This window comes from Leptolyngbya sp. BL0902 (genome assembly GCF_016403105.1).
GTDB lineage: Bacteria > Cyanobacteriota > Cyanobacteriia > Phormidesmidales > Phormidesmidaceae > Nodosilinea.
Genome location: NZ_CP046157.1, coordinates 24,113 through 47,958, shown reverse-complemented (window position 1 = coordinate 47,958; position 23,846 = coordinate 24,113). Strand labels below are relative to the sequence as shown.

Annotated in this window: 19 protein-coding genes and 1 pseudogene; 9 read left to right on the top strand and 11 right to left on the bottom strand. The window is 56.1% G+C overall.

The window, feature by feature from the left end; translation table 11 throughout:
* Positions 1-60 precede the first annotated feature (60 nt).
* The gene (locus tag GFS31_RS20070) at positions 61-645 is read right to left on the bottom strand and encodes a hypothetical protein (protein ID WP_198808483.1); all 585 of its coding nucleotides are present in this window, start codon (positions 643-645) and stop codon (positions 61-63) included.
* Positions 646-1,706: 1,061 nt separating this feature from the next.
* Here GFS31_RS20070 and GFS31_RS20065 point away from each other — a divergent pair.
* A complete protein-coding gene (locus GFS31_RS20065; protein ID WP_198808546.1) occupies positions 1,707-3,089 on the top strand; it encodes an aspartate aminotransferase family protein in 1,383 nt (460 codons plus the stop codon).
* Between the two features lie 307 nt (positions 3,090-3,396).
* On the opposite strand, the gene GFS31_RS20060 is transcribed toward GFS31_RS20065, so the two are convergent.
* Positions 3,397-3,726 carry a hypothetical protein gene (locus tag GFS31_RS20060; protein WP_198808545.1) on the bottom strand — a complete coding sequence of 110 codons (330 nt, stop codon included), beginning with the start codon at positions 3,724-3,726 and terminating at the stop codon, positions 3,397-3,399.
* A gap of 208 nt (positions 3,727-3,934) precedes the next feature.
* On the bottom strand, positions 3,935-4,393 hold the full coding sequence (locus GFS31_RS20055; RefSeq protein WP_198808544.1) for a hypothetical protein: 459 nt from the start codon (positions 4,391-4,393) through the stop codon (positions 3,935-3,937).
* 288 nt (positions 4,394-4,681) lie between these two features.
* On the opposite strand from GFS31_RS20055, the gene GFS31_RS20050 reads away from it, so the two are divergent.
* On the top strand, positions 4,682-5,191 hold the full coding sequence (locus tag GFS31_RS20050; RefSeq protein WP_198808543.1) for a DUF1499 domain-containing protein: 510 nt from the start codon (positions 4,682-4,684) through the stop codon (positions 5,189-5,191).
* A 140-nt stretch (positions 5,192-5,331) separates the two neighbouring features.
* Here the strand turns inward: GFS31_RS20050 and GFS31_RS20045 are convergent, their stop codons facing one another.
* The 3 genes from GFS31_RS20045 to GFS31_RS20035 all read right to left on the bottom strand — a co-directional run bounded on the left by GFS31_RS20045 (position 5,332) and on the right by GFS31_RS20035 (position 9,404).
* Entirely contained in the window at positions 5,332-6,639 is a 1,308-nt protein-coding gene (locus tag GFS31_RS20045; protein WP_198808542.1) for an FAD-dependent oxidoreductase, read from the bottom strand.
* Positions 6,636-8,228 carry a phytoene desaturase family protein gene (locus GFS31_RS20040; protein ID WP_198808541.1) on the bottom strand — a complete coding sequence of 531 codons (1,593 nt, stop codon included), beginning with the start codon at positions 8,226-8,228 and terminating at the stop codon, positions 6,636-6,638. The genes GFS31_RS20045 and GFS31_RS20040 overlap by 4 nt, the downstream gene beginning before the upstream one ends.
* 348 nt (positions 8,229-8,576) lie before the next feature.
* Positions 8,577-9,404 carry a transposase gene (locus GFS31_RS20035; protein ID WP_225907739.1) on the bottom strand — a complete coding sequence of 276 codons (828 nt, stop codon included), beginning with the start codon at positions 9,402-9,404 and terminating at the stop codon, positions 8,577-8,579.
* Between the two features lie 673 nt (positions 9,405-10,077).
* Between GFS31_RS20035 and GFS31_RS20030 the strand changes: the two genes are divergently transcribed.
* Positions 10,078-14,472, top strand: a complete 4,395-nt coding sequence (locus tag GFS31_RS20030) for a diguanylate cyclase (protein ID WP_198808540.1) — start codon at positions 10,078-10,080, stop codon at positions 14,470-14,472.
* A gap of 31 nt (positions 14,473-14,503) precedes the next feature.
* Positions 14,504-14,881: pseudogene (locus GFS31_RS21160) on the top strand (DEAD/DEAH box helicase); the annotation flags it as partial.
* Positions 14,882-14,997: 116 nt separating this feature from the next.
* Here the strand turns inward: GFS31_RS21160 and GFS31_RS20015 are convergent.
* Positions 14,998-15,306, bottom strand: coding sequence for a HigA family addiction module antitoxin (locus GFS31_RS20015; protein ID WP_198808537.1), 309 nt, complete (start codon positions 15,304-15,306; stop codon positions 14,998-15,000).
* A 10-nt stretch (positions 15,307-15,316) separates the two neighbouring features.
* The gene (locus tag GFS31_RS20010) at positions 15,317-15,601 is read right to left on the bottom strand and encodes a type II toxin-antitoxin system RelE/ParE family toxin (RefSeq protein WP_198808550.1); all 285 of its coding nucleotides are present in this window, start codon (positions 15,599-15,601) and stop codon (positions 15,317-15,319) included.
* Positions 15,602-15,658: 57 nt separating this feature from the next.
* On the opposite strand from GFS31_RS20010, the gene GFS31_RS20005 reads away from it, so the two are divergent.
* The 4 genes from GFS31_RS20005 to GFS31_RS19990 all read left to right on the top strand — a co-directional run bounded on the left by GFS31_RS20005 (position 15,659) and on the right by GFS31_RS19990 (position 21,135).
* Positions 15,659-15,865 carry a hypothetical protein gene (locus GFS31_RS20005; protein WP_198808536.1) on the top strand — a complete coding sequence of 69 codons (207 nt, stop codon included), beginning with the start codon at positions 15,659-15,661 and terminating at the stop codon, positions 15,863-15,865.
* Between the two features lie 317 nt (positions 15,866-16,182).
* The gene (locus GFS31_RS20000; protein WP_198808535.1) at positions 16,183-19,131 is read left to right on the top strand and encodes a chemotaxis protein CheB; all 2,949 of its coding nucleotides are present in this window, start codon (positions 16,183-16,185) and stop codon (positions 19,129-19,131) included.
* 599 nt (positions 19,132-19,730) lie between these two features.
* Entirely contained in the window at positions 19,731-20,423 is a 693-nt protein-coding gene (locus GFS31_RS19995; protein ID WP_198808534.1) for a PAS domain S-box protein, read from the top strand.
* The gene (locus tag GFS31_RS19990) at positions 20,407-21,135 is read left to right on the top strand and encodes a PAS domain S-box protein (protein WP_198808533.1); all 729 of its coding nucleotides are present in this window, start codon (positions 20,407-20,409) and stop codon (positions 21,133-21,135) included. The genes GFS31_RS19995 and GFS31_RS19990 overlap by 17 nt, the downstream gene beginning before the upstream one ends.
* On the opposite strand, the gene GFS31_RS19985 is transcribed toward GFS31_RS19990, so the two are convergent.
* Positions 21,128-21,891, bottom strand: a protein-coding gene (locus GFS31_RS19985) for an IS5 family transposase (protein ID WP_410503874.1) whose coding sequence is annotated in 2 segments (ribosomal slippage) — positions 21,128-21,561 and positions 21,561-21,891 — 765 coding nt in all. Because the reading frame shifts where the segments join, the coding sequence is not laid out codon by codon here. The genes GFS31_RS19990 and GFS31_RS19985 overlap by 8 nt on opposite strands.
* Positions 21,892-21,991: 100 nt before the next feature.
* Here GFS31_RS19985 and GFS31_RS19980 point away from each other — a divergent pair.
* On the top strand, positions 21,992-22,351 hold the full coding sequence (locus GFS31_RS19980; RefSeq protein WP_198808549.1) for a diguanylate cyclase domain-containing protein: 360 nt from the start codon (positions 21,992-21,994) through the stop codon (positions 22,349-22,351).
* 221 nt (positions 22,352-22,572) lie between these two features.
* Here the strand turns inward: GFS31_RS19980 and GFS31_RS19975 are convergent, their stop codons facing one another.
* Both GFS31_RS19975 and GFS31_RS19970 read right to left on the bottom strand, forming a co-directional pair.
* Positions 22,573-23,247 carry a hypothetical protein gene (locus GFS31_RS19975; RefSeq protein ID WP_198808532.1) on the bottom strand — a complete coding sequence of 225 codons (675 nt, stop codon included), beginning with the start codon at positions 23,245-23,247 and terminating at the stop codon, positions 22,573-22,575.
* On the bottom strand, positions 23,244-23,780 hold the full coding sequence (locus GFS31_RS19970; protein ID WP_198808531.1) for a hypothetical protein: 537 nt from the start codon (positions 23,778-23,780) through the stop codon (positions 23,244-23,246). Before GFS31_RS19970 ends, GFS31_RS19975 begins: the two co-directional genes overlap by 4 nt.
* Positions 23,781-23,846: the final 66 nt, after the last annotated feature.

The window sequence follows — 23,846 nt, the reverse complement described above, 5'->3', positions numbered from 1 at the left end:
TGTAATGCGTTGCTGGAGTGTTGAGGAGGGGGATACCCCGCACCGATCTGGGTCGTGGGTTCATAGCCGCAGCCCCTCGATGATGGTGGCAAGGTGGGGTTCAAAGGCGGACAAATCTGATTCCGACCCAAACGGCCCGGTGGGATCGCCCGTGATCACCCCCGTGGTAAAGACGTAGACCTGTTCGCCATCGGTGGCCACATAGCCCACCGTGCGTTCGCGCACCACCCCTTCGGCATCGCTGAGGGCATAGCCGTAACGCAATCCCAACAGGCTGCCCACCGGAAACGGGGCTGGCAAGTCGTGGGTAAACCGCAGGGTGGGGTCTGTCCCAGCGCGATCCCGCTGAATCGTGGCTTGGTGATCCGCCACCCAGGCATCGAGAAACTGCCGCTGGGCTTCCAGGGTTGTGGGCGCTCCCCCTTGCAGGTTCACCTCGCTGAGTGGGTAGCTAAAGCGTTCCACGGTGCCGAGGATTTCGCCATCGACCTCAACACAAAGCAGCATGGGGTTCTCGCAGGAAACGACCTGCCATCCCTCCGGTGCCGAGGTTGTCCCTAGGAGATCGGCCCAGCTTGCCGACGGATCATCGATGGTGGAATTAGACGGTGGATTAGCGGCGGCGGCGGCGTCCGTGATAGGCATCTCCCTGGTCGGGTCTTGGCCACTGGGTGTCGATGGGCCTGCCCCAGTACAAGCGGGCAACACTAGGCAAAGCAACAACCATCCGGCCACTGCCGGATGGCGTGGAATGTGGGTCATAACAATAATGGGGCAAAAGACTTGGGCAATCGCGGCCTGATACGAGCGCTATTCCCAAAGCCGGGGGCATCGATATCCTGTCTTCCTAGCTAGGGCCAACGACCCTAGGGGAATCAGGACATTATGGAACTTCAACACCAGTCGGGGCCATTCCTGACCCGATGGCTTAAATCTAGTGTGGGTTGTGGCAGGGCATAAGCTGCGCCCGTTGCCAGAATTGAAACTGGTGGATCTGACGATAGTCACAAATGGCGAGTTACTAGGGCGCTGCTGACCCAAGATATGTAAGTTATGTAATTCGTAGTGTAAGTCTTAAGGGTGTGCCAGTGGCCTATTTTAAGACATCCTGAGTCCAGTTCTAAGAATTACTAAACTCCTTGAAAGCTCGTTGATTGTGTTTGAATAGTTGCGATGACCGCAAATACTCAAGGCTTTGAAAGTATTAATATATAAAAGATTTATGGCTTGGCGAAAAGCTTGAGACTAAGACTGGACTGGATTGGCCTAGCTCAACTGTGACGGTGCGATGTGCCAATCTTAGGTGAGACTGAGCTTGGTGTGAGACAGCGAGGGCTGAAACGGGGGTTTTGGCTTAAAATCTCAGACTTTTGGCTGAGGTAGCTTGGTCATACAGCTTAGATCTTGAACGACAGCCGCCAGCGCTCCACTCTGACGTCTCGATTTCAAGCAAACCGCCTTAAGAGACCCTGGAATAGGCTGTCCTTAGCCGCTGAAGCGGCCTATTCATAAAACTTCTAGGAGATGTGGCCCATTTTTACATGCATCGGTGCCATACCCCGAATAGGATAAGAGTCCACCCTCTATCCTCACCGGGACAGGCTTGGCGGAGACAACCCCCATTGGCGTAAACCTTTATGACCAACGCCGCCGAGTGCTGGCGTCAAGGGCAGGATAAAGAGGTTGTTCCATCGATTCCACGTCCTATGTTAGAAGCTACCCCTTCGCCCCACGTCCCTAAACCTACTCCCAGTGATGTCCACCCCACCGCCCAGGCCCCCTCCAACGAGGAACTGTGGGACATCGTAGATCACCACTTGATCCGCTATGGCGGCAGTTTTACTCCCCGGCTGATTGAACGAGCGAGGGGCAGCTATCTGTACGACCGCCAGGGCCGCAAGATTTTGGACTTCACCTCTGGGCAGATGTGCGCCACCCTAGGCCACAATCATCCTGAGGTCGTGCAGGCCATCCATAAAGCCTGTGAAGAGGTGCTGCATTTGTTTAGCGGGATGCTGTCGCCCTCGGTGATCGAGTTGGCGGATGCCCTGTGCAAGCTGCTGCCTCCAACGCTGCAAAAGGCCATCTTTTTGAATACGGGGAGCGAGGCCAACGAAGCTGCCCTACGCATAGCTAAACTCCACACCGGAGGCTTTGAGGTGGTGGGCCTCAGTGCCTCCTGGCACGGCATGACGGCTGGGGCCAGCGCCAGTACCTTTGTTGCGGCTCGAAAGGGCTATGGGCCAACCATTCCCGGCACCTTTGCCCTACCTACCCCCAACTGCTACCGCTGCCCCGTGCGCCACTGCAAAGACCAATGCGACATGACCTGCTTGGCGGTGGGGTTTGAGTTGATCGATAGCCAGTCTGTAGGCTCCTACGCCGCCGTCGTGGTCGAGCCTATCCTCAGTTCTGGGGGCATCATCGAACCGCCGGAGGGCTATTTCCAACGACTTCAAGATTACTGCCGCGAGCGGGGAATGCTGCTGATTTTGGATGAGGCCCAAACCGCCTTTGGTCGTCTGGGCAGCTTCTTTGCCTTCGAGCAACTGGGCATCGTGCCCGACATCCTCACCCTGTCGAAAACTCTGGGCGGTGGATTGCCCCTCGCCGCCACCGTCACCAGTGCCGACATTGAGGCCGACTGCTACGACAAGGGCTTCCTCTACTACACCTCCCACGTCTCCGACCCCATGCCAGCGGAAGTGGGCCTTGCAGTGCTGCGCGTCCTCATGACTCAGAATCTCACAGAACGGGCCGCCACGATGGGAGCCTACCTCAAAGCCGGATTGCTGAAGCTGAAGGATCGCTATGAGGTGATTGGCGATGTGCGCGGTCGGGGTCTGCTGCTGGGGGTAGAACTGGTGAAGGATCGAGACAGCCGTGCCCCCAACCCCGACCTAGGAGCCGCCATCACGCGCCGCTGTATGGAACTGGGCCTGAGCATGAACATCACGGCTCTACCCAACATGGGAAGCGTTTGGCGCATTGCCCCGCCGCTAACGGTGAGCCAGGAGGAACTAGATGAAGGGCTGGCCATCCTAGACCGGGCGATGAGTGACTGCCTTGCGTCATCCCCAGGTCTCTAGTCCATGTGGAGTGAGGCTGGTCTATTTAGATCGCTTGCCATGCCAGGGTTCTGGGCAACGAAAAATCAAGGTTCATCCTGTTAGAAACCCGTGCCATATCTAGCGTTTCTATCTCCAGCGAAATATCGCCAGACGACCCCACCAACCGATTCACCGTCGGTCGCTTGAACTCGACCTAGCCTACATCGCCAAAGCTGCCATACGATCATACGGATCATCGCCACTGAAGAGACTGACTCCATCAGTGCCAGGACTGGGCCGACGGCGGGCTAGGTTGCGGCCTTGATTGTCCTGTATTTCAGGATGATTATTGGGTCAGCAACCGCCCTAGCAGGAGCAGGCAGGCTACCCCCAGGAGTGGGGTCGAGATGGCCACGACACGAGATGAGAGCCAGGGCGGTAGGTAGATATCCTGAACGGCTTGCCCTGGGGGGGTAAGGGCTTCAGCCCAGGTTCTCAGGGGGCAGCGAAAGCCGTGGGCCACATAGATGACGACCTCGATGCTGATGAGCCCGAAGGTAATCGCTGTCCAGACCGTGAGTTGGTTAGTCAAGCCACAGTACAGCAGGAACAGGATAGACCCGAACATCACCCCGAAGACAAGGGTATGGAACAGGCGCACCCAAGCTAACACCATGGCCTTACCTTTACCTTTCGAGTCGGGTTGACCCTATGCTAGCCCTTGCGAAAAGTAGGCTGATCTGAGTCATACTGTTCAGCGCTTCTGGGTGGAGGTAGACGGCCCCATAACGCCAACTAACGCAGGCTTTTCTAGTTTACGCGCTGAGGATCGGCGCAAGGGTCGAGCGAACCATACAAGGCCGGAAATGTCAGGGTTTTTGTTGCTATTCTGCCCTAGCCGCTTTGAGTGCTTTGCTCTTTAATACGGCAGCTTGATAGGCATTGGCATAGTCTTTCCCTCCGAGCATCACGTCACCGTAATACTCATAGGGCGGAGCGCCATAGATGGGCAGCGGGGGATCGTCTGGATAGTCTTCTTGGGCTTCTTCAATAGAGGCTTTTAAGGCCTTGATACTCAGGCTTTGGGCCGGAAAATAGTCAATGTCTTGCTGGGTCTTATTAATATGTGGCAGCGTCGGGTCGATAATATCGTTACCTAGTTCAATCCATGCGTGCTCGATAGGCTCATCTTGCCCGTTATTTACAACCACAAACCCCTGGACGTAGGTGGCTCCAGTCAGGGTTATCACCGCTCGATGGGCATTGTCAAAGGGAGCGCCTGCTTTGCCTTTGATTTGTTTAGCCATGGCGAGGGAGAGGGCTTCATTCAGGGTTGGGGGCATGGGGCGTGAATTGTAGAGTCGCTAGGGCTGATCGTAAGCATTGGTGCAACAGATGTCTATTGCCGCTGGGCTGATGTTTGGGTTATTGAGTGAGTCCTAGCGCTAAACGGCTCAGCCGTAGTGGGTTGAGGATATGAATCATACTTGAGAGGCCAGGTCAGCCTGCTCAAGCCATGTGGCCTTGGTTTTGTCGCTGGCTTGGGACAGCCCGAACCTCGATGGACGACGAACGCAGGGGAAACTAAGCCCAATTCGCCTATGGTGAGAGTTGTCGCTCGATGCTTGTCCATGGCTCCCATCCTCGCCGCTCTCTTGGCTATCACCCTATGGCTTTTCCCAGTCCCCCCAGCGTTGGCTGTTGTCGTTCCTCAGCCCCTAGGGGCAATTCCTGGCCTATCAGCCGTCTTGGCGGGAGACACGCCTGAATTGGGTCTTCAGGATGGCCGTCTGTTGCCTTGTCCAGTAACGCCGAACTGTGTGGTAAGCCAAGGGGCTGACCCAGACCATGCCATTGCGCCGATGGCCTATACCAGAAGCCGGGAGGAAGCCCGTGAGATCCTCATCAAAGTGCTAGGTGTGGTGCCCCGCACGGAGATGGTGACGCAGCAGGAGAACTATGTTCGGGTGAAGTCTACCAGCCGTCTTCTGGGGTTTGTAGACGACGCAGAGTTTTACTTTCCAGCAGATGAGCCCGTGATTCATGTGCGAGCATCGGCCCGGTTGGGCGAATCTGATTTGGGCGTGAACCGACGACGGCTAGAGCAGATTCGCTTTGCCTTGAACGACTTGGGTATCTAGAGGTTGGTGATTCACCAAGGGGCCGACTGGCTAGATAACTCTCGGTGTCTAAGCACCCTCCCCTCAGAAAGTCTGCTCTAGAGCGTTGAACGAGAAACACAGGGACGTTAGAGAGTCAGGCAATGTGACGCCAGCGCAGATCACCGTCTGGGCTGGACAGAATGGCAAGCGACTCTAGCAGAGTCTAAGACATCAGCAGGCCCAATGGCCCTCGCGACCTGCATGGCCGAGGTTGCAGCCCCTTCATGGAGACCATCGCCAAGATAGGCCCCAACGTGATAGGTATGGTTCTCGCCGTTGGTAGCTCGCACCTCGTCCACATAGCGAAAGGCGTCTAGGGTATACAACGGGGTGTGATGGGGTTGCACATGGATAATTTTTTCGGGGGCGATCTGATGCTCTAGGTTAAACGCAAGATAGTAGGCTGGCTCGGCGGGAAGCCCGCAAAGCTGATTGAGGTAAGCATTGTAACCCCAACCCGAAGGGGTTTGAAAGAAGTCAAACTCTGAGCCGTGGTGAAGGTTATAGGGCTGATAAAGATGCTGATTGTAGTGCAGCATGGTGGTGATATGGTTGGGTTGCCATGGGCTGAACCGCCGCACTTCCTCCGGGCTGGGATCCGCTAGCAGCCGTAGTACTTGATCGGGCGGCGTGGCAAAAATCACTCGATCAAACTCTCGTTCAAAGGGGGATTGACTCCCAAAGGCTAGTCCTGAATCGGCGGGGATAACTATGCCTTTAATCTGAACCGATTGATTCGACCGATGGATTGTCAATATCTTTGTGTTCAGCGACACCTGCCCTGAAAACTGGTCAAGAATTTTTTGGATATAGGAATAAACCCCTCCCTTAATGCGTACCCAGTGGCTAAACACATAGCGCCGCAGGGCCGGAATGGCAAGGTCAGCGGGAAAGGCATCGATGGTGTCATAGGCCATCGAGTAGCTGTACATGGTGAGTAGCTTGAGCCAGGTTGCCTGGATCGATTCGGGGGCAAGATAGTCCCCCATTGATTGATTGTGAAGGCAATGAATCGAAGTGCGCTGGGCTTTGAGCCACAGCCCAACCGACCGAGCATAGAGGCTGTCGATGTGCAATATTTCGCGCCACTTTTCTAACCCATGAAAATTCTGCCCAATCAAGGTCGGCGACAGGAAGTGACGACCGTCGTGAAAGAACAGCCCCGACCCCACCTCGACAGGTTCTAGGGGTACCTTCAATTCCTCCATGAGCTGTAGAAAATTTGTGAATTCAACCGGAAACTCTAGCACCCCAGCCTCTAAAAGGGCAGAACAATCAGAGGACGGAAAAACATTTTGATGGAGGGTGCGAATGTGCCCTCCTAAAACGGGTTGGCGTTCGTAGACCGTCACTTCATGGCCACTGCGATCCAGCCAATAGGCCGCAATCATGCCGCTGGCCCCTCCCCCAATAATGGCGATCTTCATACCCCCACCTCCGCTGGCTGTACCGAGGTTTCTTGAGGGATGGTCGCTGTAACCAGGGGTTGGCCCGACAACCGTTGGTAAAGCATGGCCCCTGTCCAGAAGGTGGGCGCAAACCCTGGATAACCTGAAGAAGCATTGCAGAAGTAAAACTGCTGAAGGGAGGTGTGATGATTGAGCCGACCTAATCCCATATTCTTCGGGGTCAGACTAGAGCCATAGGAATTGCCCTGGGGGCACCAGCAGAAGCGTTCATTCGTAGTAGGACTCCCCGTGACCTTGAACACAATATGCTGTCGAATATTCGGGATATACCGCTGCTCCACAATATCAAGGATGGTGTTGAATATCTCCTCTTTCTTCTGATTGTAGGCTTTGCGATCCTGAAGACGTAGCTGGTTAAAGTAGTCGTAATTAGCCACCGTCAGAAATTCCATAACCTGACAATCTTCCGGGCAATCCCGTTTTGCTGGGGTTAATAAGGTAGGCGTGGTAATCGCAAAGCTAGGCTGAGAATAATCGTGCTGTTCATACATACGAACAAAGGCCCGATTGAGGTCGATGTCTTCACTATGAAATACATTCCAGGGGCCAAAGCCATACTCGCGTAAGTCTAAATCTTTAACGACACAGTAGGCCATAAAGTTAGAGGGTGAATAGTCGTAATCCAACCGTTTCTGAACCTGGCGAGAGAAACGGTTTAGGCCGATCATCTGGGCCGCTTTTTTAGGGTCAATATTGCAGATGATGGTTTCGCCTAAAAAAGTATGGGTTTCGTGGGTATTGCGATCCACCGCCTTAACCCCTTTGACTGTCTTGCCATCAACTAAAAACTCAGTCACTTCCGTATTGGTCAGTACCTCACTGCCATGCTGCTTAATGGTGGCAACTAAAGACTTGATGACATGCTCAAAATGCTGGGTGGGGTAAAAGGCTCCGTCCTGGTAGCCCGTAAATAAAATGACCCAGGCATAGAACGAGAGTTGGTCGGGCGGCAGCAGAAAATCTGGCCACTGAAGCGCCAACAAAGTTTGGGCTGCTTGGGGCAAAGCAAAGTGATCAAAGACATCCTGAAGGGTGCTGCGATAGTATCGAAGGGCCGTTAAGGCCGCTGGGAGGTGACTGAAAATCAGCCCAGGGCGCAGCGGTGGCGACAGATATTTTAAGCCTGCGCTGACGGTTCGTACTTCTTGTATAAATTTCTGGATTGGTTTGCGATGGTCTGGGAAAAGGGCCGATAACCGTTGCGCTAATTCCCCTGAATCGGAGGGAATATCGAGGGCGTAGTCGGGCGTACGCATGTGGTCAAAGCCATTGGGATCGTAGCGTTCAAAGGTGACGGCTTGGTCTAGTTCTAGGGTTTTTAGAACTCGGTTGACAGTGTGGCCTTCACCACAGTCCCAGACGTAGTGCAACTGGGCATTGAAATGATACTGCTTTGCCATCGTAAAGGTATGGCCAAAGCCTCCTGGATGCTCGTGGGCTTCAAGGATTTGTACCGACTTTCCAGCCTTGGCTACGAGGGCACCGAATACCAGCGCCGAGAGACCGCTACCCACAATCAAATAATCTGGAAGATCATTTATTTTCATGGTTTTATCCTGGGTTATCAATCATCCCTATAAGGGATATAGCGGATTTCAGTAAGATGCGACGCAGGCAAGGGGCTTAAGCCCCTTGTTGACAGTCTATAGATGTACTGCATCAATCAGAGAACTGCTATAAGGCAATGTTGCGATGTCGCCTAGGGTAGATAAATCTGGACAGAGAACCCATACCCAAAATACGCCTTGAAAGATCCATATCCAAGGAGTTTAGCCAGTCTCTAGAGTATGTACATTCACCATACTGTGTGAAGCATTGGATTACTGACAAAGCAAATTAAACGTTATGGAACTTATGGCACAGCAATGAATACAGGCTGACTGCCTGACACATCTTTAGGCGGCCTCCCAAGGCGGTAGCTGACACCGCACGGCCTGGATTCTAGAGAACCAGATGCGGTCATAAGATTGGGCTTCCGCTGGTTTAGAGGCAAAACAGGGTTCAGGGTCAACGGTGAAGAGGGCGATGGGTTGGAGTAGTGGACGCCCTTTGTTGACCACCCCCTTGAGCCAGCGACCATCCGTCCAGAGACCAATACCCTCATAGCATCGAGCTTCACCCTTGGGGGGCAACAGATAGCCCACCTCAAGAGGATGACGGTGGGGGCCATGCACCACCACATCACTGGGCAAGCATAAACCATAGTGCCAGCGACTTTGGCTTAACCACGCCAGCAGGTCATGGTTGGCAAACCCTCGGTCGGCTAACACCATCACATCGGGATAGGCCTGCAATAGCCGATGGGCCAATCGCAGCATCGGCAAATACCGTTGGGCACTCACGGTGGCACTGGGATGCTCCAAAACCCGCCACAGTAGAGGCACCGCTCGTCCGCAACAGGTCACTGACAGGTGAATCATGCCATACCGATTCCACAGCACCGTCGTATCCAGGGCCAGGTAGAGTCGGCGTCCTTTCCACCGATGGATAGCGGCCAAGACCAGGGGCACGTACAGGCTTTTCACCCGCACGCGGCGGTTGCCCAGGAAGCGTTGCCATCGGCGTTCGGTGCTTTGCGCTTGGCGAGCGCGACTCGGCCCATAGGCTTCCCACCCTGGCAAACTCAACTGACCGCTGCACACCAGCGCCGTCACCATCCACGCCAGCGCTTTGAGGTGCCGTAAATCCCGACGATGGCTGTATTGACGCAGCAAAGACAGCACTTGATCCTATAGACAGGGGGTAGCTGACATGATGCAGACCTGGGATACGCAAATTTCAGCCTCTCATGTCGGCTCACCGTTTCCCCCTCGCGTCACGAGATTTCAACCCTTTCACCCACTTGTGTCAGGCAGGCAGGTTGCCGACTTTCGAGTTCTAACACTCGGTGAGCAAAATCAGGATCCTGATCTAGCCAATCATCAAAGGCATCGAAAGACTCGCCATCGACGCCTCATCGACGCCTCCTGGTGCTTGCCTATTTAGGGTGCCCAGGCTGGCCCAGAACTCACGATGCTCAGCCGAACGGCTGAAACCATCAAGAGCGCAACTCGTTCATCGTTCAGGGTGGTCTAGGCCATCGGACTTCCGTCAGCCGGGACAGGTCGCGACAGGGATAGCCACGATCAAAATGCCGGGGGAGTGAGCATTCGGGGGCATTTTGGGGCACCCTTGAGGTATAGCTAGATACCCCTGGGTCATTGTTAATGGCCTGGGGTCGGGTTGCAGCCCCCGTTTAGGATGGGTCGCCCGACCGAGGTTCCCTGCCCTGCCGCTTGCGGAGGAGAAGGTGATGGGCGAGGCCGACGGTGGAGGTGCCCTGGTGGGAGTGCCTAGCTCAGGTTGCTTTTTGGGAAGGTTTGCCCTGCCCCGTTTCGTTTTGTGATGCTCCATCGAATGGTGTTTTTTGCTGTGAAGGATGTGTTGAAGCCATGGATGCATCGGTCTAACCTGCGTCTGAAGGTGCCGCCCATTTCCCTGCGGTTGCTGCTGACGCTGCCCTTTGTGGTGCAGGTAACTGGGGTGGTAGGGGTGGTGGGGTATCTGTCCTACCGCCATGGGCAACAGACCATAGAAACGATGGCCTACGCCCTGATGGATCAGGTGGGGCAGCGAGTGACCCAAGAGCTAGATCACTACCTTCAGGAAGCCCACCAGTTCAACCAGGCCCAGGTGGCGGCGGTGGCGGCCCAGGCCATCGATCCCCAGGATCTCGATCAACTGCACCGCTATATGATTTTGCAGCATCGTCAGGCGGGGGCCCTAACGACCGTGCTGTTTGGTAGCCCCCAGGGGGATTTTCGCATCAGTCACCGGGTGCGGCCTGAGGACTATGGGGTCAACACTCGGCTGCAACCGGGGGAAATCCCCATTGAGGCGGCGATCTCGGAGGCTGCTAACCCATCCACGAATCGTCTCTACGGGGTGGATGGGGCGGGGCAAATTGGGCGCTACCTAGAAACGATTGAGAAGATGGATGTGCGCGACCGCCCCTGGTATCGTCAGGCGGTGGCCACCGGAGCACCGGGCTGGATTGGCCCCTACCAGTTTGGGAGTACTAACCTGCTCACCCTCAATGCCCATGTCCCCCTGTATGACGAGGGGGATGCCTTGCTGGGGGTGTTTGCGGTCAACATTACCCTGAACCAATTGGGGGATTTCCTAGCGGATTTAGCGGTCGGGAAAACGGGGGAGGTCGTAATTTTGGAGCGCAATGGCCTGGTGGTGGCCACCTCCACCGGAGACGGCCCCTACGCCATCACCAGCACCCCCAACGCCGACGGCAGAACGCCCCCCGGAGAACTGGGCTTTGAGCGGCTGGAACCCACGGATTTGGCCAGCCCCACGATCCAGCGGGCCTACGCACACCTGACCCAGCAGGGGATAGATTTGGCCAGTCTCCAATCCCCCCAGGCCATCCATGCCTCCGGGCCAGGGCCGCACGATTTCATCACGGTGGTGCCCTACCGCAATGCCCACGGCCTCGATTGGCTGGTGATGACGGTGATCCCTGAGGCTGACTTCACCGCCGAAATGCAGCAGAACGTAATCAATACCGGGGTGCTCTGCCTGCTGGCCTTGGCGGGGGCGATTGCCTCTGGCCTAGTGATTGCCAAGCGCGTGACCAAGCACATTACCCGGCTGACCCAGGCCAGTGCGGCCCTAGCGGCGGGCGATCTGACCCAGCAGGTGCCCGCCACCAGCCCCATTATTGAAACTAAAGCCCTGGCCCTGGCCTTTAACCAAATGGCCGACCAACTGCGGCAGTTGTTTCAAAGCCAGGTGGATGTGGAGGCCACCCGCCAGAGCGAGGCCCAATTTCAACGGTTGGCGGCGGCGGTACCGGGCATGATCTACACCTACACCCTGCACACCAATGGCCTCACCCGGTTTGACTATGTCAGTTCGGCCAGTCAACGTATTCTGGAGCTAACGCCGGAGCACATTGTGGCCGATGCCGAAACGGTGCTCGCCCAAATCCACCCGGAAGATCGCCCTAGCCACGCTGCCGCCGTGGCCCACAGCGCGGCTACCCTGGAGCCCTTTTCCTTCGCCTTTCGCAACATCACGCCCTCGGGCCAGTTGAAATGGTTAGAGGCCAGTTCGCAACCGATCCGACGCAGCGACGGCAGCGTGACCTGGTATGGCCTGCTGCTGGATGTCAGTGATCGGAAGCAGTTTGAGGCCGATCTTCAGATCAATGCTCAAAAGCTGGCCGACAGCGAGGCGCGGTTCCAAAAAATGGCAGCTACCCTGCCGGGGCTCCTGTATAGCTCCATTGTGAAACCGGATGGATCCACACAGTTTATCTACGGCAGCGCCGCCGCCTCAGAACTGTTAGAAATTGAGGTCGAAGCGGCTCTCGCCGATGCCAGCGTGATCTTCAACCTGTACCATCCCGATGATCGGCCTGGATTTGTGGCCGCCCGCAAACACAGTGTGGCCACCCAGCAGCCCTTCCGCCACGAATGGCGCGTGATTACGCCCTCAGGCAAAACCAAGTGGCTCCAGGTCAACGCCCGCCACGAACAGTTGCCCAACGACGATATGCTCTGGTTTGGGGTGGTGTTGGATATTAGTGATCGCAAAGGGGCAGAGCTAGAGCTACAGCGGCAAAAAGATCTGCGCGAAACGATCTACAACGAATCCACCGATGCGCTCTTTTTGGTCGATCCCAAGACGCTGCTCATTACCGACTGCAACCAGCGAACGGTGGAACTGTTTGAGGTGGAAAACAAGACAGTGCTGATTGGCATTGAAGGACAGACCCTGCAACGCCAACCCTTTACCGAAGCCGAAATGATCGAGATTATCGATCAGATGGAACGGCACGGATTTTGGAGCCAGGAGCTTGAATACGTGACCGCCAAGGGCCATTCGTTCTGGGGCAACTTGGCTGCAAAAGTCGTGCAGATCGGCGATCAGAGCATTCATTTAGTGCGCGTCACCGACATTAGTGATCGCAAGGCCATGGAAACTGCACTGCGCCAATCGGAGGCCCGTTATTTATCCATTTTGGATGAGCAAACAGAGCTGATTACCCGCTTTCAAGCCGATGGCACCCTGGTCTTTGTGAATGATGCCTTTTGCCGCTACTACGGCCTGTCTAAACCGGAGGTGATTGGACAGCCCTATCAACCCAGAGTCTACGCCGCCGATCAAGCCCTGATCGACCAAGTCCTAGCCCAGTTATCGCCGGAAAACCCCATTGGCACGGTGGAACATCGCGCCATGGTCAAAGGCGATGTGCGGTGGATGCAGTGGATCAATCAGGGCATTTATGACGACCAGGGCACCCTGCTAGAGTTCCAGTCGGTAGGCCGCGATATCCATGATCTCAAACAGGCCGAACTAGCCCTACGAGACAGTGAAGCGCGGTTTTGGAGACTGTCGAATGCGTCGCCAGCCAACCTCTACATTTTGGTCATGCACCCCGATGGCACCTTCCAGTTTGAGCACATGAGCCAAGCCGTCGAGGCGATTCATGGGCTTCGGGTGGCCGATATTCTCGCCGATGCCTCTGTGTTGTTAAACGGCATCCATCCTGAGGATCGAGCGGGGTATGACGCGGCGGTGCAGCGCAGCATCAACACCCTAACCAGCTTTGAGCACGAGTGGCGCATCATCACCCCCAGCGGTGTGGTCAAATGGCTCCAGGGTCGATCTCAACCCCAGCGCCGGGAGAATGGCGACATCGTTTGGTATGGCGTTGTGATTGACATCAGCGACCGTAAAGCCGCCGAAGCCGCCTTGCAGCAAGCCAACCAGCAGCTAGAGGCCCGCCTAACCGACCTGCGCCAGCGCAACGAAGACATGGTGCTACTCAGCACTATGAGCGATTTCTTGCAGGTCTGTTTAACCCTAGACGAAGCCTACGTGGCCCTCGCCGACCTGCTGCAACCGCTGTTTCCCGACTGTACGGGGGGCATTTTTACCACCCCCGCCCCCGGTCGCCTGCTGGAAGCCAAAGCCACCTGGGGGCACCCCCTCCGCTCAGAGTCCGAGTTTCGTCGCACAGATTGCTGGGCCTTGCGGCGAGGGCGAGGATATTGGGTACCCGCCGGACAGACCCAGCGGCACTGCCAGCACGTGATTGCAGAGGCAGGGGTGGTCACACTCTGCATCCCCATGATGGCCCAGGGCGAAATTTCTGGGCTGCTGTACCTCAGTGCCGCCACCCCAGCGGCCTTGCCCGTGGCCAAACGGCAACTGGCCCACACCGTAGCTGAACAGATCGCCCTAGCCATCGCCAACCTCCACCTGCGCGAAACCCTGCGGGAGCAAAGCATTCGCGATCCGCTGACAGGGCTGTATAACCGCCGCTACCTGGAAGAAGCCCTCCAGCATGAAATGGCCAGCGCCCAGCGCCACCAGACCACCATTGGCGTGATCATGGTCGATGCCGATCACTTCAAATCGTTTAACGACACTTACGGCCACGACTTTTGGGATCAGGTGCTCCAGGCCATTGCCCAAGTGCTGACCGGGAGCACCCGCCCGTCCGACCTTGCCTGTCGCTACGGCGGCGAAGAATTTACCCTGATTTTGCCCCAAACGTCCCTGGCCGACACCGCCACTCGGGCCGAAGCCCTACGTCAACAGATCGGCCAACTGGCCCTCACCCACAGGGGACAGCCCGTGCCCACCATTACCGCCTCCTTGGGGGTGGCCTGCTTCCCGCAGCATGGTCAGACGGGGGCGGATCTCTTGCAGAAAGCCGACCAAGCCCTTTACCAAGCCAAGGCTGCTGGCCGTAACCGAGTCCTCTGTGCACCGCTAGATGGGGAGTAGTCTCCGTCGATCCCTGGAGCGGTCTCACCCAGCGCTGGCCCACATCCACGTTCCGCCTGACGATGGGCAACTGGAAGCGGCCCGCCGTCGGTTGGTCTTTGACGAGTTCTTCTACCTCCAAATGGCGCTGCTGCTGCGTCGAGGCCAGGTGCCGCAGCGGGTCAAGCCTCAAAACCTATCGCTCTCCCTTTTGGAGCGGTTCAAAGCCAACCTGCCCTTTGCCCTGACCGGAGCCCAGCAGCGCACCCTGACCTAAATCCTCGATGACTTGACCCAAACCTTCCCCATGAACCGTCTGGTGCAGGGCGATGTCGGTTCCGGTAAGACCGTGGTGGCGGTAGCGGCGTGTCTGGCGGTGATTGAGCAGGGACACCAGGCGGCGCTGATGGTGCCCACCGAAACCCTGGCCCACCTCTGGGCCACCTAACCCGACACCCGACGCCTGCCCAATGGCGATGGCCTAGCCCAACAGGCCATTGGGCCTTGCTCTAGGGTGAAGGGCTGGGTGAGAAGGGGAGCATCCCGCTAGGTTAAATGGGCGAGTTGAGCGACAGGAATATGCTCATAAATGTCCCTGTTTTCTTCCTGAGCTTGGCGTAAGTCATACTGAGCCTGTAGGTTCATCCAGAACTGAGCGCTATTCCCAAAATATTTAGATAGACGCAGGGCTGTATCAGCGGTGATGCTGCGTTTTTCAGACAGGATTTCGCTGATTCGAGTTTGGGAAACACCGATATCTTTGCTGAGTCGGTAGGGTGTAATACTCAGTGGATCTAGAAATTCTAGCCGTAGAATTTCGCCAGGATGAATATTGGGTAATCGTTCGCTATTCATGGCTTTTTTCTTAGTGATAGTCTACAATTTCGACCTGATCTGCATGGTTTCCATCTGTCCAAGCAAAACAAATGCGCCACTGATTATTAATCCGAATACTATACTGTCCTTGACGATCTCCCGCTAGTTTCTCTAATCGGTTTCCGGGTGGTATCCGTAAATCATTAACGGATATTGCCGCATGAATGAGAAGCAACTTGCGTAAGGCAATCTTTTGGATCTCAGGTAGATATTGGCGTGACTGAAAGCCTTCAAAGATGCGTTTGGTTTCGTCGGATTTAAACCCTATAATCACAATACTACTGAGTAGCGTTAATAACGTCAAGCAATAGTATTGTAGCGCAAGGTGGAAATGCTAGCGGTCGAGGGCCATGACCAAATCGAGGCCGATCTGTGGGAGCAAGCCGACATTGCCCAAGGTAACGATACCCGCACCCACCTCTTCAGTTTCGGCAAGACCCACTACTTTGGCAGTCCTAAATTGAAGCGGGCCATCGCCGCCTTCTTTCGCTCCGAACTCGATGCTGCCGTTCGCTATGGGGCCACTTCATTCTGCTGAGGAGACGCTTGGCAACCGCTTGATTGCACTTAACCCCTATGAAAAGGGTGTCAGGCAATTAGAGTCGATTGTCTCTTGATGGCCAAGGTGGATCTTGAGCCCTATCTGGACATTAGCCTTGATTGAATGGCTGCCCATGTGCGCCGGATGAACCTCCATATCGCCATCATCCCGGTTGCGGCGAAAACCGGGGAAGGTCTTAGATCAATGGTTCGATTGGGTGCGATCTCGTGGCAAGGCTAATCCTGTGGCCTTGGTATGGGCCAGTGAAGGATTGGCTTGTTAGGATCAGGCAGTAATCGTCCGGTAGGTACGTGATGGCTTCCCAATCCTCGGCCCCAAGTGATGATGGGCAACCGCCCTCGGCCCAGGAAGATGTTTTGTTTCCGGTGGTGGCCATTGGCGCTTCGGCGGGGGGGCTGGAGGCGTTTACCCAACTGCTGAGCCATCTCCCGGCCACGACGGGGATGGCCTTTGTGTTGGTGCAGCATTTAGATCCCAGCCAGCCCAGCCTGCTGACCGAGCTGATGGGGCACACCACCGAAATGCCCGTTTTGGAGGCGGCAGATGGGTTGTCCATTGCCCCCAATCAGGTTTATGTCATTCCTCCCAACACGGAGATGACCATCGTGGCGGGCCAATTGCGGCTGAAGCCCCGCCCCCGCAACGGTAGCCGGATTATTGACAGTTTTTTTAGCGCCTTGGCCCAGGAGCGGGGCAATCGGGCCATTGGAGTGGTGCTGTCGGGGGCGAATGCCGATGGCACCCTAGGTCTGGAGGCGATTAAGGCAGCGGGGGGGATTACCTTGTCCCAGTCGGAGGCCTCGGCCAAATTTAGCCAGATGCCCCACATGGCCATTGCCACCGGGCAGGTGGATTTTATCCAAACCCCGGAGGATCTGGCTCAAACCCTGGTCAGCCTCAGCGGCCATTCCTACGTCACCAGCCCCGACCCCCTAGAGCCAGCGGTGCCCCACCCTGGGGAGGCGGAGGACGAGGCCACCCTCGGAGGAATTTTGGCCCTCCTGAAGCGGGCCACCAAAATCGACTTTGCCCAATACAAGCCCACCACCGTAAAACGGCGAATCCTGCGGCGCATGGCCCTGCACCATCTGGAAAGTCTGGATCGCTACGGTCAATACCTCCAGGCCAACCCGGAGGAGGTGCAGGCCCTCCACCAGGAGATTTTGATCGGCGTTACCAGCTTTTTTCGCGATTCGGAGGTGTTTACGGCCCTAGAGCAGATCGTGTTTCCGACCCTCCTGCGCGACCGCAACCCCGATCATCCCCTGCGAATTTGGGTGGCGGGTTGCTCCACCGGGGAAGAAGCCTACTCCATCGCCATTGGCCTACTGGAGTACCTCGGCCACCACAACGCGAGCCTGCCGATTCAGATTTTTGCCACCGATGTTAGCGATCTGGCCATTGAGACGGCTCGCTTGGGCTGGTATGCCCCCAGCCAGGTGGGCGATGTATCGCCGGAGCGGTTGCAGCGATTTTTTACCCCCGCCGATGGGGGCTACCAAATCAACAAAGTGGTGCGGGAACTGTGCATTTTTGCCTGCCAAAATTTAATCACCGATCCGCCCTTTTCGCGGCTGGATCTGATTAGCTGCCGCAATGTGTTGATCTACTTTGGGGTCGCCTTGCAACGTAAGGTGCTGCCCATGTTTCACTATGGCCTGAGGCCCGACGGCTTTCTGCTGCTGGGGTCTTCAGAAACGGTGGGGGATCTCAGCCACCTGTTTGCCCTCGTAGACAGCCACTACAAAATCTACGCTAAGCAATCGTCGTCCCTGCCGCTGAGCCTGGACTTTTCCCCCACCGCCTACCCCCCACCCCTGCCGCGCCCCGACCTGACCCAAGAACGCCCCCCGTCCATCGATATCTATACCCAGGCCGACCAGACGGTGCTCAGCCGCTATGGCCCCACCGGAGTGCTGGTCAATGAGGCGTTGGAAATTCTCCAGTTCCGAGGTCAGACCGGAGCCTATCTAGAACCCGCCCCCGGTCGGGCCAGCCTCAATGTGCTCACCATGGCCAAGGAAGGGCTGCGCCTGGATCTCCGCACGGCCCTCTACCAAGCCCAGCAAACGGGCCAAGCGGTGCAGCGCCAATCCCTCTTGTTGAAGGCCGGAGAACGCCCCCGTCCGGTGCAGATCGAGATTGTGCCCCTGAGGCCCCAGACCACAGCTCCCCTCTATTATTTAGTGTTTTTCACCGAGACCCTAGAAAGCCTAGCCACGGCAGGGGCCACCCTTGAAGCCGACCCTGTGGCCCAGGTCGAAATGAATCAGTACCTCCAGGAAAACCAGGCTCTCCGCCAGGATCTCGACACCACCCGTTCCCACCTGCAATCGATTATCCAAGAGCAAGAGGCCACCAACCAAGACCTACGAGCCGCCAACGAGGAAATCCTCTCCAGCAACGAAGAACTGCAAAGCACCAACGAGGAACTACAAACCGCCAAGGAAGAGATCCAGGCCACCAACGAAGAACTCAGCACCATCAACGACGAACTGTACCGCCGCAATGCCGAAACCACCCGCATCAGCGATGACTTTCAAAACCTACTCAGCAGCATCCATATCCCCATTTTGATGCTAGAGGACGACCTACGAATTCGGCGGTTTACCCCCACTGCCGCCGCCCTATTTAACCTCATCCCCAGCGATGTAGGCCGTCCCCTCAGCGACATTAACCATCGCCTCGCCATCACCGACCTAGAGGCCCGAATTACGACCGTAATCAGCACCCTAGAGCAAAGTAGCCAGGAGGTACAGGATCAGGAGGGCTGCTGGTACGACCTCCGCATTCGTCCCTACCGCACCCTAGATAACCGCATCGATGGGGCGGTGGTGGTGCTGGTGGATATCGACAGCCTCAAACGCATTGCCGAACAACTGCGCCAAGCCCGCGACTATGCCGACACCATTGTGCAAACCCTGCGCGAAGCCCTGGTGGTGCTAGACCACGACCTGCGGGTTGTCACCGCCAACCGACAGTTTTATCAGACCTTTCAGGTTGGCCCTGCCGATACCGAGGGCCGCTTGATCTTTGATCTAGGCAACGGCCAGTGGGATATTCCCCAACTGCGATCCCTGCTCCATGATTTATTACCTAAAAATTTACAGGTCGAAGACTTTCAAGTAACCCACACCTTTGAAACTATTGGCCCCCAAATGATGCGGCTCAATGCTCGTAAAATGACTCAGGTCAATGGTAATGATTTAGTCTTGCTAGCGATTGAAACAACTCTTAATTAAACTTCTAGAGAAGACAAGTAAAATAAGCGCACGCCATGAAAAGATAATTGACTGGCCATAGATAAAATCTCAGTTAGCTGCGATATAGATAAGAACTTCAGGCTCTTTTTGCCAGGGATGATCCTGCCCAAATTTACCTGATGTGACTACAACTAAACGAGAGCGAAAGCTTTTTGGGGAAGTCATTTTCAAAAAAATTTTATTTGATAACTCTTCTTCTTTTACGGAGTATTAGACTGATTCTTCGTGAAAGAAAATTTTTCTAAAACTATGATTAAACATCGCAAGAAATTTCTGTTATGAAGGCCGAAAAAATAACTTGGCAAGTATCTTTATTTCATTGCAATTAAAAGCTTTTTATGATATACTTAAGTAAAGCCTAAAAGTAACAAAAATTAAGAAAAACAGGGTGTTGTCAGGTTGATACTAGGTTTCCTGGGGTGTGTGACTATCCTGGTTGACGGGGAAAATTTCTTGATCAGAGCCTCGAACGCCTTGTTCCCCTGGGAGGAGGGCGGAGGGTGAGTCAATTCCGCCAGTCAAGCAGGTCAATACCTGGATTTTGATTGGATAAATACCCACTTTAATCAGGCTGGCCCATGAGTATTTCTCATCAAATTGAGGCCGTCTACCAGCGTGCCCTCCATCTGCGTGAGCAGGCCACGACGCATCCCGTTGATCCGTCCATCCTTGACCTGGCACTCAAGGATCTCTACCTGGTGCTGGAAGAGCTTCAGGCCGTTGATGCCGAGCTGCACCAGCAAAACCAGCGGCTCAGCAACGCCCAGCATGAGGTTGACCTAGAACGCCAGCGCTACCGCATTCTGTTTGAACTGGCTCCCGATGGCTATTTCGTCACCGATGAAAAGGGCCAAATTTACCACGCGAACCGAGCGGCGGCGCTGCTGTGTGGCCAGCCCCAAGCGGGGTTGGTGGGCAAACCCCTGCTAGTATTGATTCAACCGGGGGATTGGCCAGAGTTTCAGCGGCGGCTGGCCCAGCCCGAATCCACCCCTTGGGATATCACCCTCCATTCGCGACCGGGTGAACCTGTGACGGTAGCCATCACCACCAACGTCATCCAAGATCGACGGCTGGGGGCCACCACCATTCTGTGGTTGCTGCGCGATATTTCCCAGCAGCGCCGCATGGAGCAACAGCTTCAGGCCATCCATCCCGATCTTGAAACCCTCGTTGCCGCCCGTACCGCTGAGCTACAGGGGGCCGTCGCCCAGTTGCGCCAAGAACTCAGCGATTGCCGTCAAGGTAGGAGTCATGAGCCGCATGTTTGACCGCATTAAGGCCGTTCAGCAGCGCGCCCTATTGCTACACCAGTACGCCAGCGAATCGCCCATTCAGCCGGAACTGCTGGCCTTGGCCTTGGACGACCTCAACTTGGTGCTAGAGGAACTCCGCACGGCCCATGAGGATCTGATGCAGCAAAATCAAGCCTTGGCGAGCTATCGTCAACAGCTTGAAACCGAGCGTCAGCGCTACCAAGATCTCTTCAACCTGGCCCCCGATGGCTACCTGGTGAGTGACGAGAAGGGGATGATTCAGGCGGGCAATGTGGCGATCTCGGCCCTGCTGAAACGTCCCCAGTCGGCCTTGGTGGGCAAACCCATGGTGTTATTTTTGGCCGCCAAACATCGCCGTGCCCTCTATGACGTGTTGGCCCTGCTCAGCCGTACCCCGCAGGCCGTACCCACCAAAACCTGGGAAGCCAAGCTATTGCCCCGCGAGGGTGAGGCCATTGATGTGGCGATTACCGTTTCCATTGGTCGCGAGGGGGAGTCCATGCGCTTACTCTGGCTGATACGCGACATCACCGAGAAAAAGCAGGTGGAGGCCAAAATCCGTCGTCAAGCCTTCTACGACCAGCTCACCCAACTCCCCAACCGAGCCTTTTTAGATACCTACCTCCCCAAGGTGCTGGCCCAGGCCAAGCGCCAGCAAACCCAAGTAGCCGTGGCCTTTTTAGACCTAGGGCGTGTCATCAAATAAGCCAGATGACGCAAGCCGCCATGTAAATGGCGCTGAGAAAGGTCTCGGCCAGCTTGTCATAGCGGGTGGCAATGGCTCGGTATTGTTTGAGTTTGGCAAAGAAATTCTCAATCAGGTGACGGGCCTTGTACAAGTCTCGGTCATACTCCCGGGGTGTCTTGCGGTTGCGTTTGGGCGGAATCACCGCCGTTTTGCCCTGGGCTTCGAGCGGCTCAATCACCCGTTTGTCGGCGTCATAGCCCTTATCGGCAAGCACGGTGTCGGTGGGAATATCGGCCAACAGAACATCTGCCCCATCGAGGTCACAGGCTTGTCCGGGCGTCAGATGAAGCCCCGTCGGGTTTCCCAAAGCATCGCAGGTGGCATGGATTTTGGTGCTTAATCCGCCTTTGCTGCGACCGATGCACTGAGCGTTGGCATCCCCCCCTTTGCCCCAGCACTGTGCTGGTGGGCGCGGACGATAGTGCTGTCAATCATCTGGTATTCGTTATCGGCATCGTTGGCTAAGGCGCGAAAGAGCCGTTCCCAGACTCCGGTTTTCGCCCAGCGACGGAAGCGGGTATGGACTTTGCGATAATGCCCAAAGCGCTCTGGCAAATCTCGCCAGGGGATGCCGGCCCGATAGCGATACAGCACCGCCTCCACAAATCGGCGATTGTCCTGGGCGGTCACGCCGACCCAGCCTTTAGAACCGGGCAGCAGATCCTGAATGCGTTCCCATTGGTCGTCGCGTAGGGCATGGCGGCGGGTCGTCATGGTTGGGTATATCAGGTTAACAATAGCCTTTCCAATTTACCTCAATTGATGACACGCCCTAGACAAGTTTAAAGACGTCAACGATAGCCTAGGCCACGGGGTGGGCGACCAACTGTTGCGCCAAGTCTCCCAGCGCCTTGCCCGCTGTCTGCGTAGCGAAGACCTATTAGTTCGCTGGGGCGGTGATGAATTTATTTTGGTGATCTCTCGGCTGACCACGTCGTCATCTGTGGTGCAGACCTGCAATCGCATCATCGCAAGCCTGCAACCGACCTTCTCTATCCATCCCCACCACCTCACTATCGGCACCAGCATCGGCATCGCCCTCTATCCCCAGGATGGCCCCGACCCCACCACCCTGCTGCGCCACGCCGACCAAGCCCTCTATAAAGCCAAAAAACAAGGCCGTAGCACCTACCATTTTTATAGCGCCGCCCCACCCATCGAAGACGAGATCTGATGGTCATAGCGCGGTTCCCCAACGGAGGAGGGATATCCCAACCAGGACAACGGCCTGAAAACAAGGGATTTAGGATTTAAGCCCCTTGTCCAGACTCCCAGGCATAAGAACCGCTCGAACAACGGCGAGAACTGGGCCTAGGCTAGCCTCACCTCAGTTTGAGATCAGGCAAGGGGGCTTTGCAAGCTGATATCAACCCAACGATTATGAAACAGGCAAAGCTATGGCCTAGGGGCTGAAAGCATGGATTCCTGAGGTATTAGGGCGTTCTCAACCCAAATGGGCCTAGCGTAGAACTTGCCTTCTCCAGGCACTAGCCGGAATCCGCCCAGCAACAGCCCCAACCACACCTGCACCAAGGGCCAGCCCAACTGGGCTTGGAGTTGTCGCACATCCATCGCCTCTGGGTGGGCCTCAAACCAGTCCCGCAGTTGCTCAACCCAAACCCCCACGGATTCGTCATGGGCGATTGCAATGGCCTGTTGCTTGGCCTCCATCTCATCCACCATCGCCAGCAGAGCAGCCTTATCCACCGTAGCCACCACCGACTTGTCATCGTCAACGGGCTCAGCCTGGGGGCGCTGTCGAGTCAGGGGGGCCACGAGGAGTTCCGTATCGAGTTGCTGACTGGAACGCACCAATCCCCTAAGCCAGTCTTGGGCCAGAGTCGGATCTTCCGGGTTATAGACCGCTTGCCATTGCTCGAACAGGGCTTCAGCCTTGGCCTGGTGCAGGGTCGCCAATCGTTCAATTACCGCCCCGCCGACTGCCAGTTGCTCATGCAGCTCCAGACGTCCGAGGACAGGTTCAATCGCCTGCCAAAGCTGAGCTAAATCAGTGGTCTCAGGATTAACCCAGGCCGCATTCAGGTCTGCCTCTAGGGCCGAAAGCGTCATGGCATGATTACAAGTTCAGGGACAGCGTCTGAGTTAGGAGCTTTCAACGGACAGCCCTGAATCGGGCATTCGGTGGGCTCTAGACGAATCTCCGCCTCAAACTGCTGAATCTGGGGATAACGCTCGTGAATGTGGTCGAGCACCTGCACCAGGTATTGCTTTAGCCGCCGTCCCGTCAAGCCCGCACAGTGAATGGGGCGCACCGCTAGCAAGTGTTGGTCGCCCTGCCACACCGAGGCCGCCACCGCATGGATAGGACTATCCGCCCGTTTGGCTCGGTATAGATAGAGATAAGCCGCCGGAGGCAAGTCCACCTCAATCCCCAGTTCATCTACCTTGGCCTGATGCTGCTGGGCACGGTACTGCTCTCGCCGCTGCACATTCACCTGGCCCCGGTGACGGTAGTGGGAGCGACGACGGTGGCAGCGTGAGTCTACCCAACAATCATCCCCCTCTGGGCCATGGCGACGTTGGGCCTCTTCACTCGGAAGCTGGGCGCAGGCGACACATTTTGGGTCAGGCGGGCGGGGCATCGTCAATCCCTGGCGTTGTCTAGGGTTTGGGCTGGGTTGACCCTCACCGTCATCCTAACATTTGTG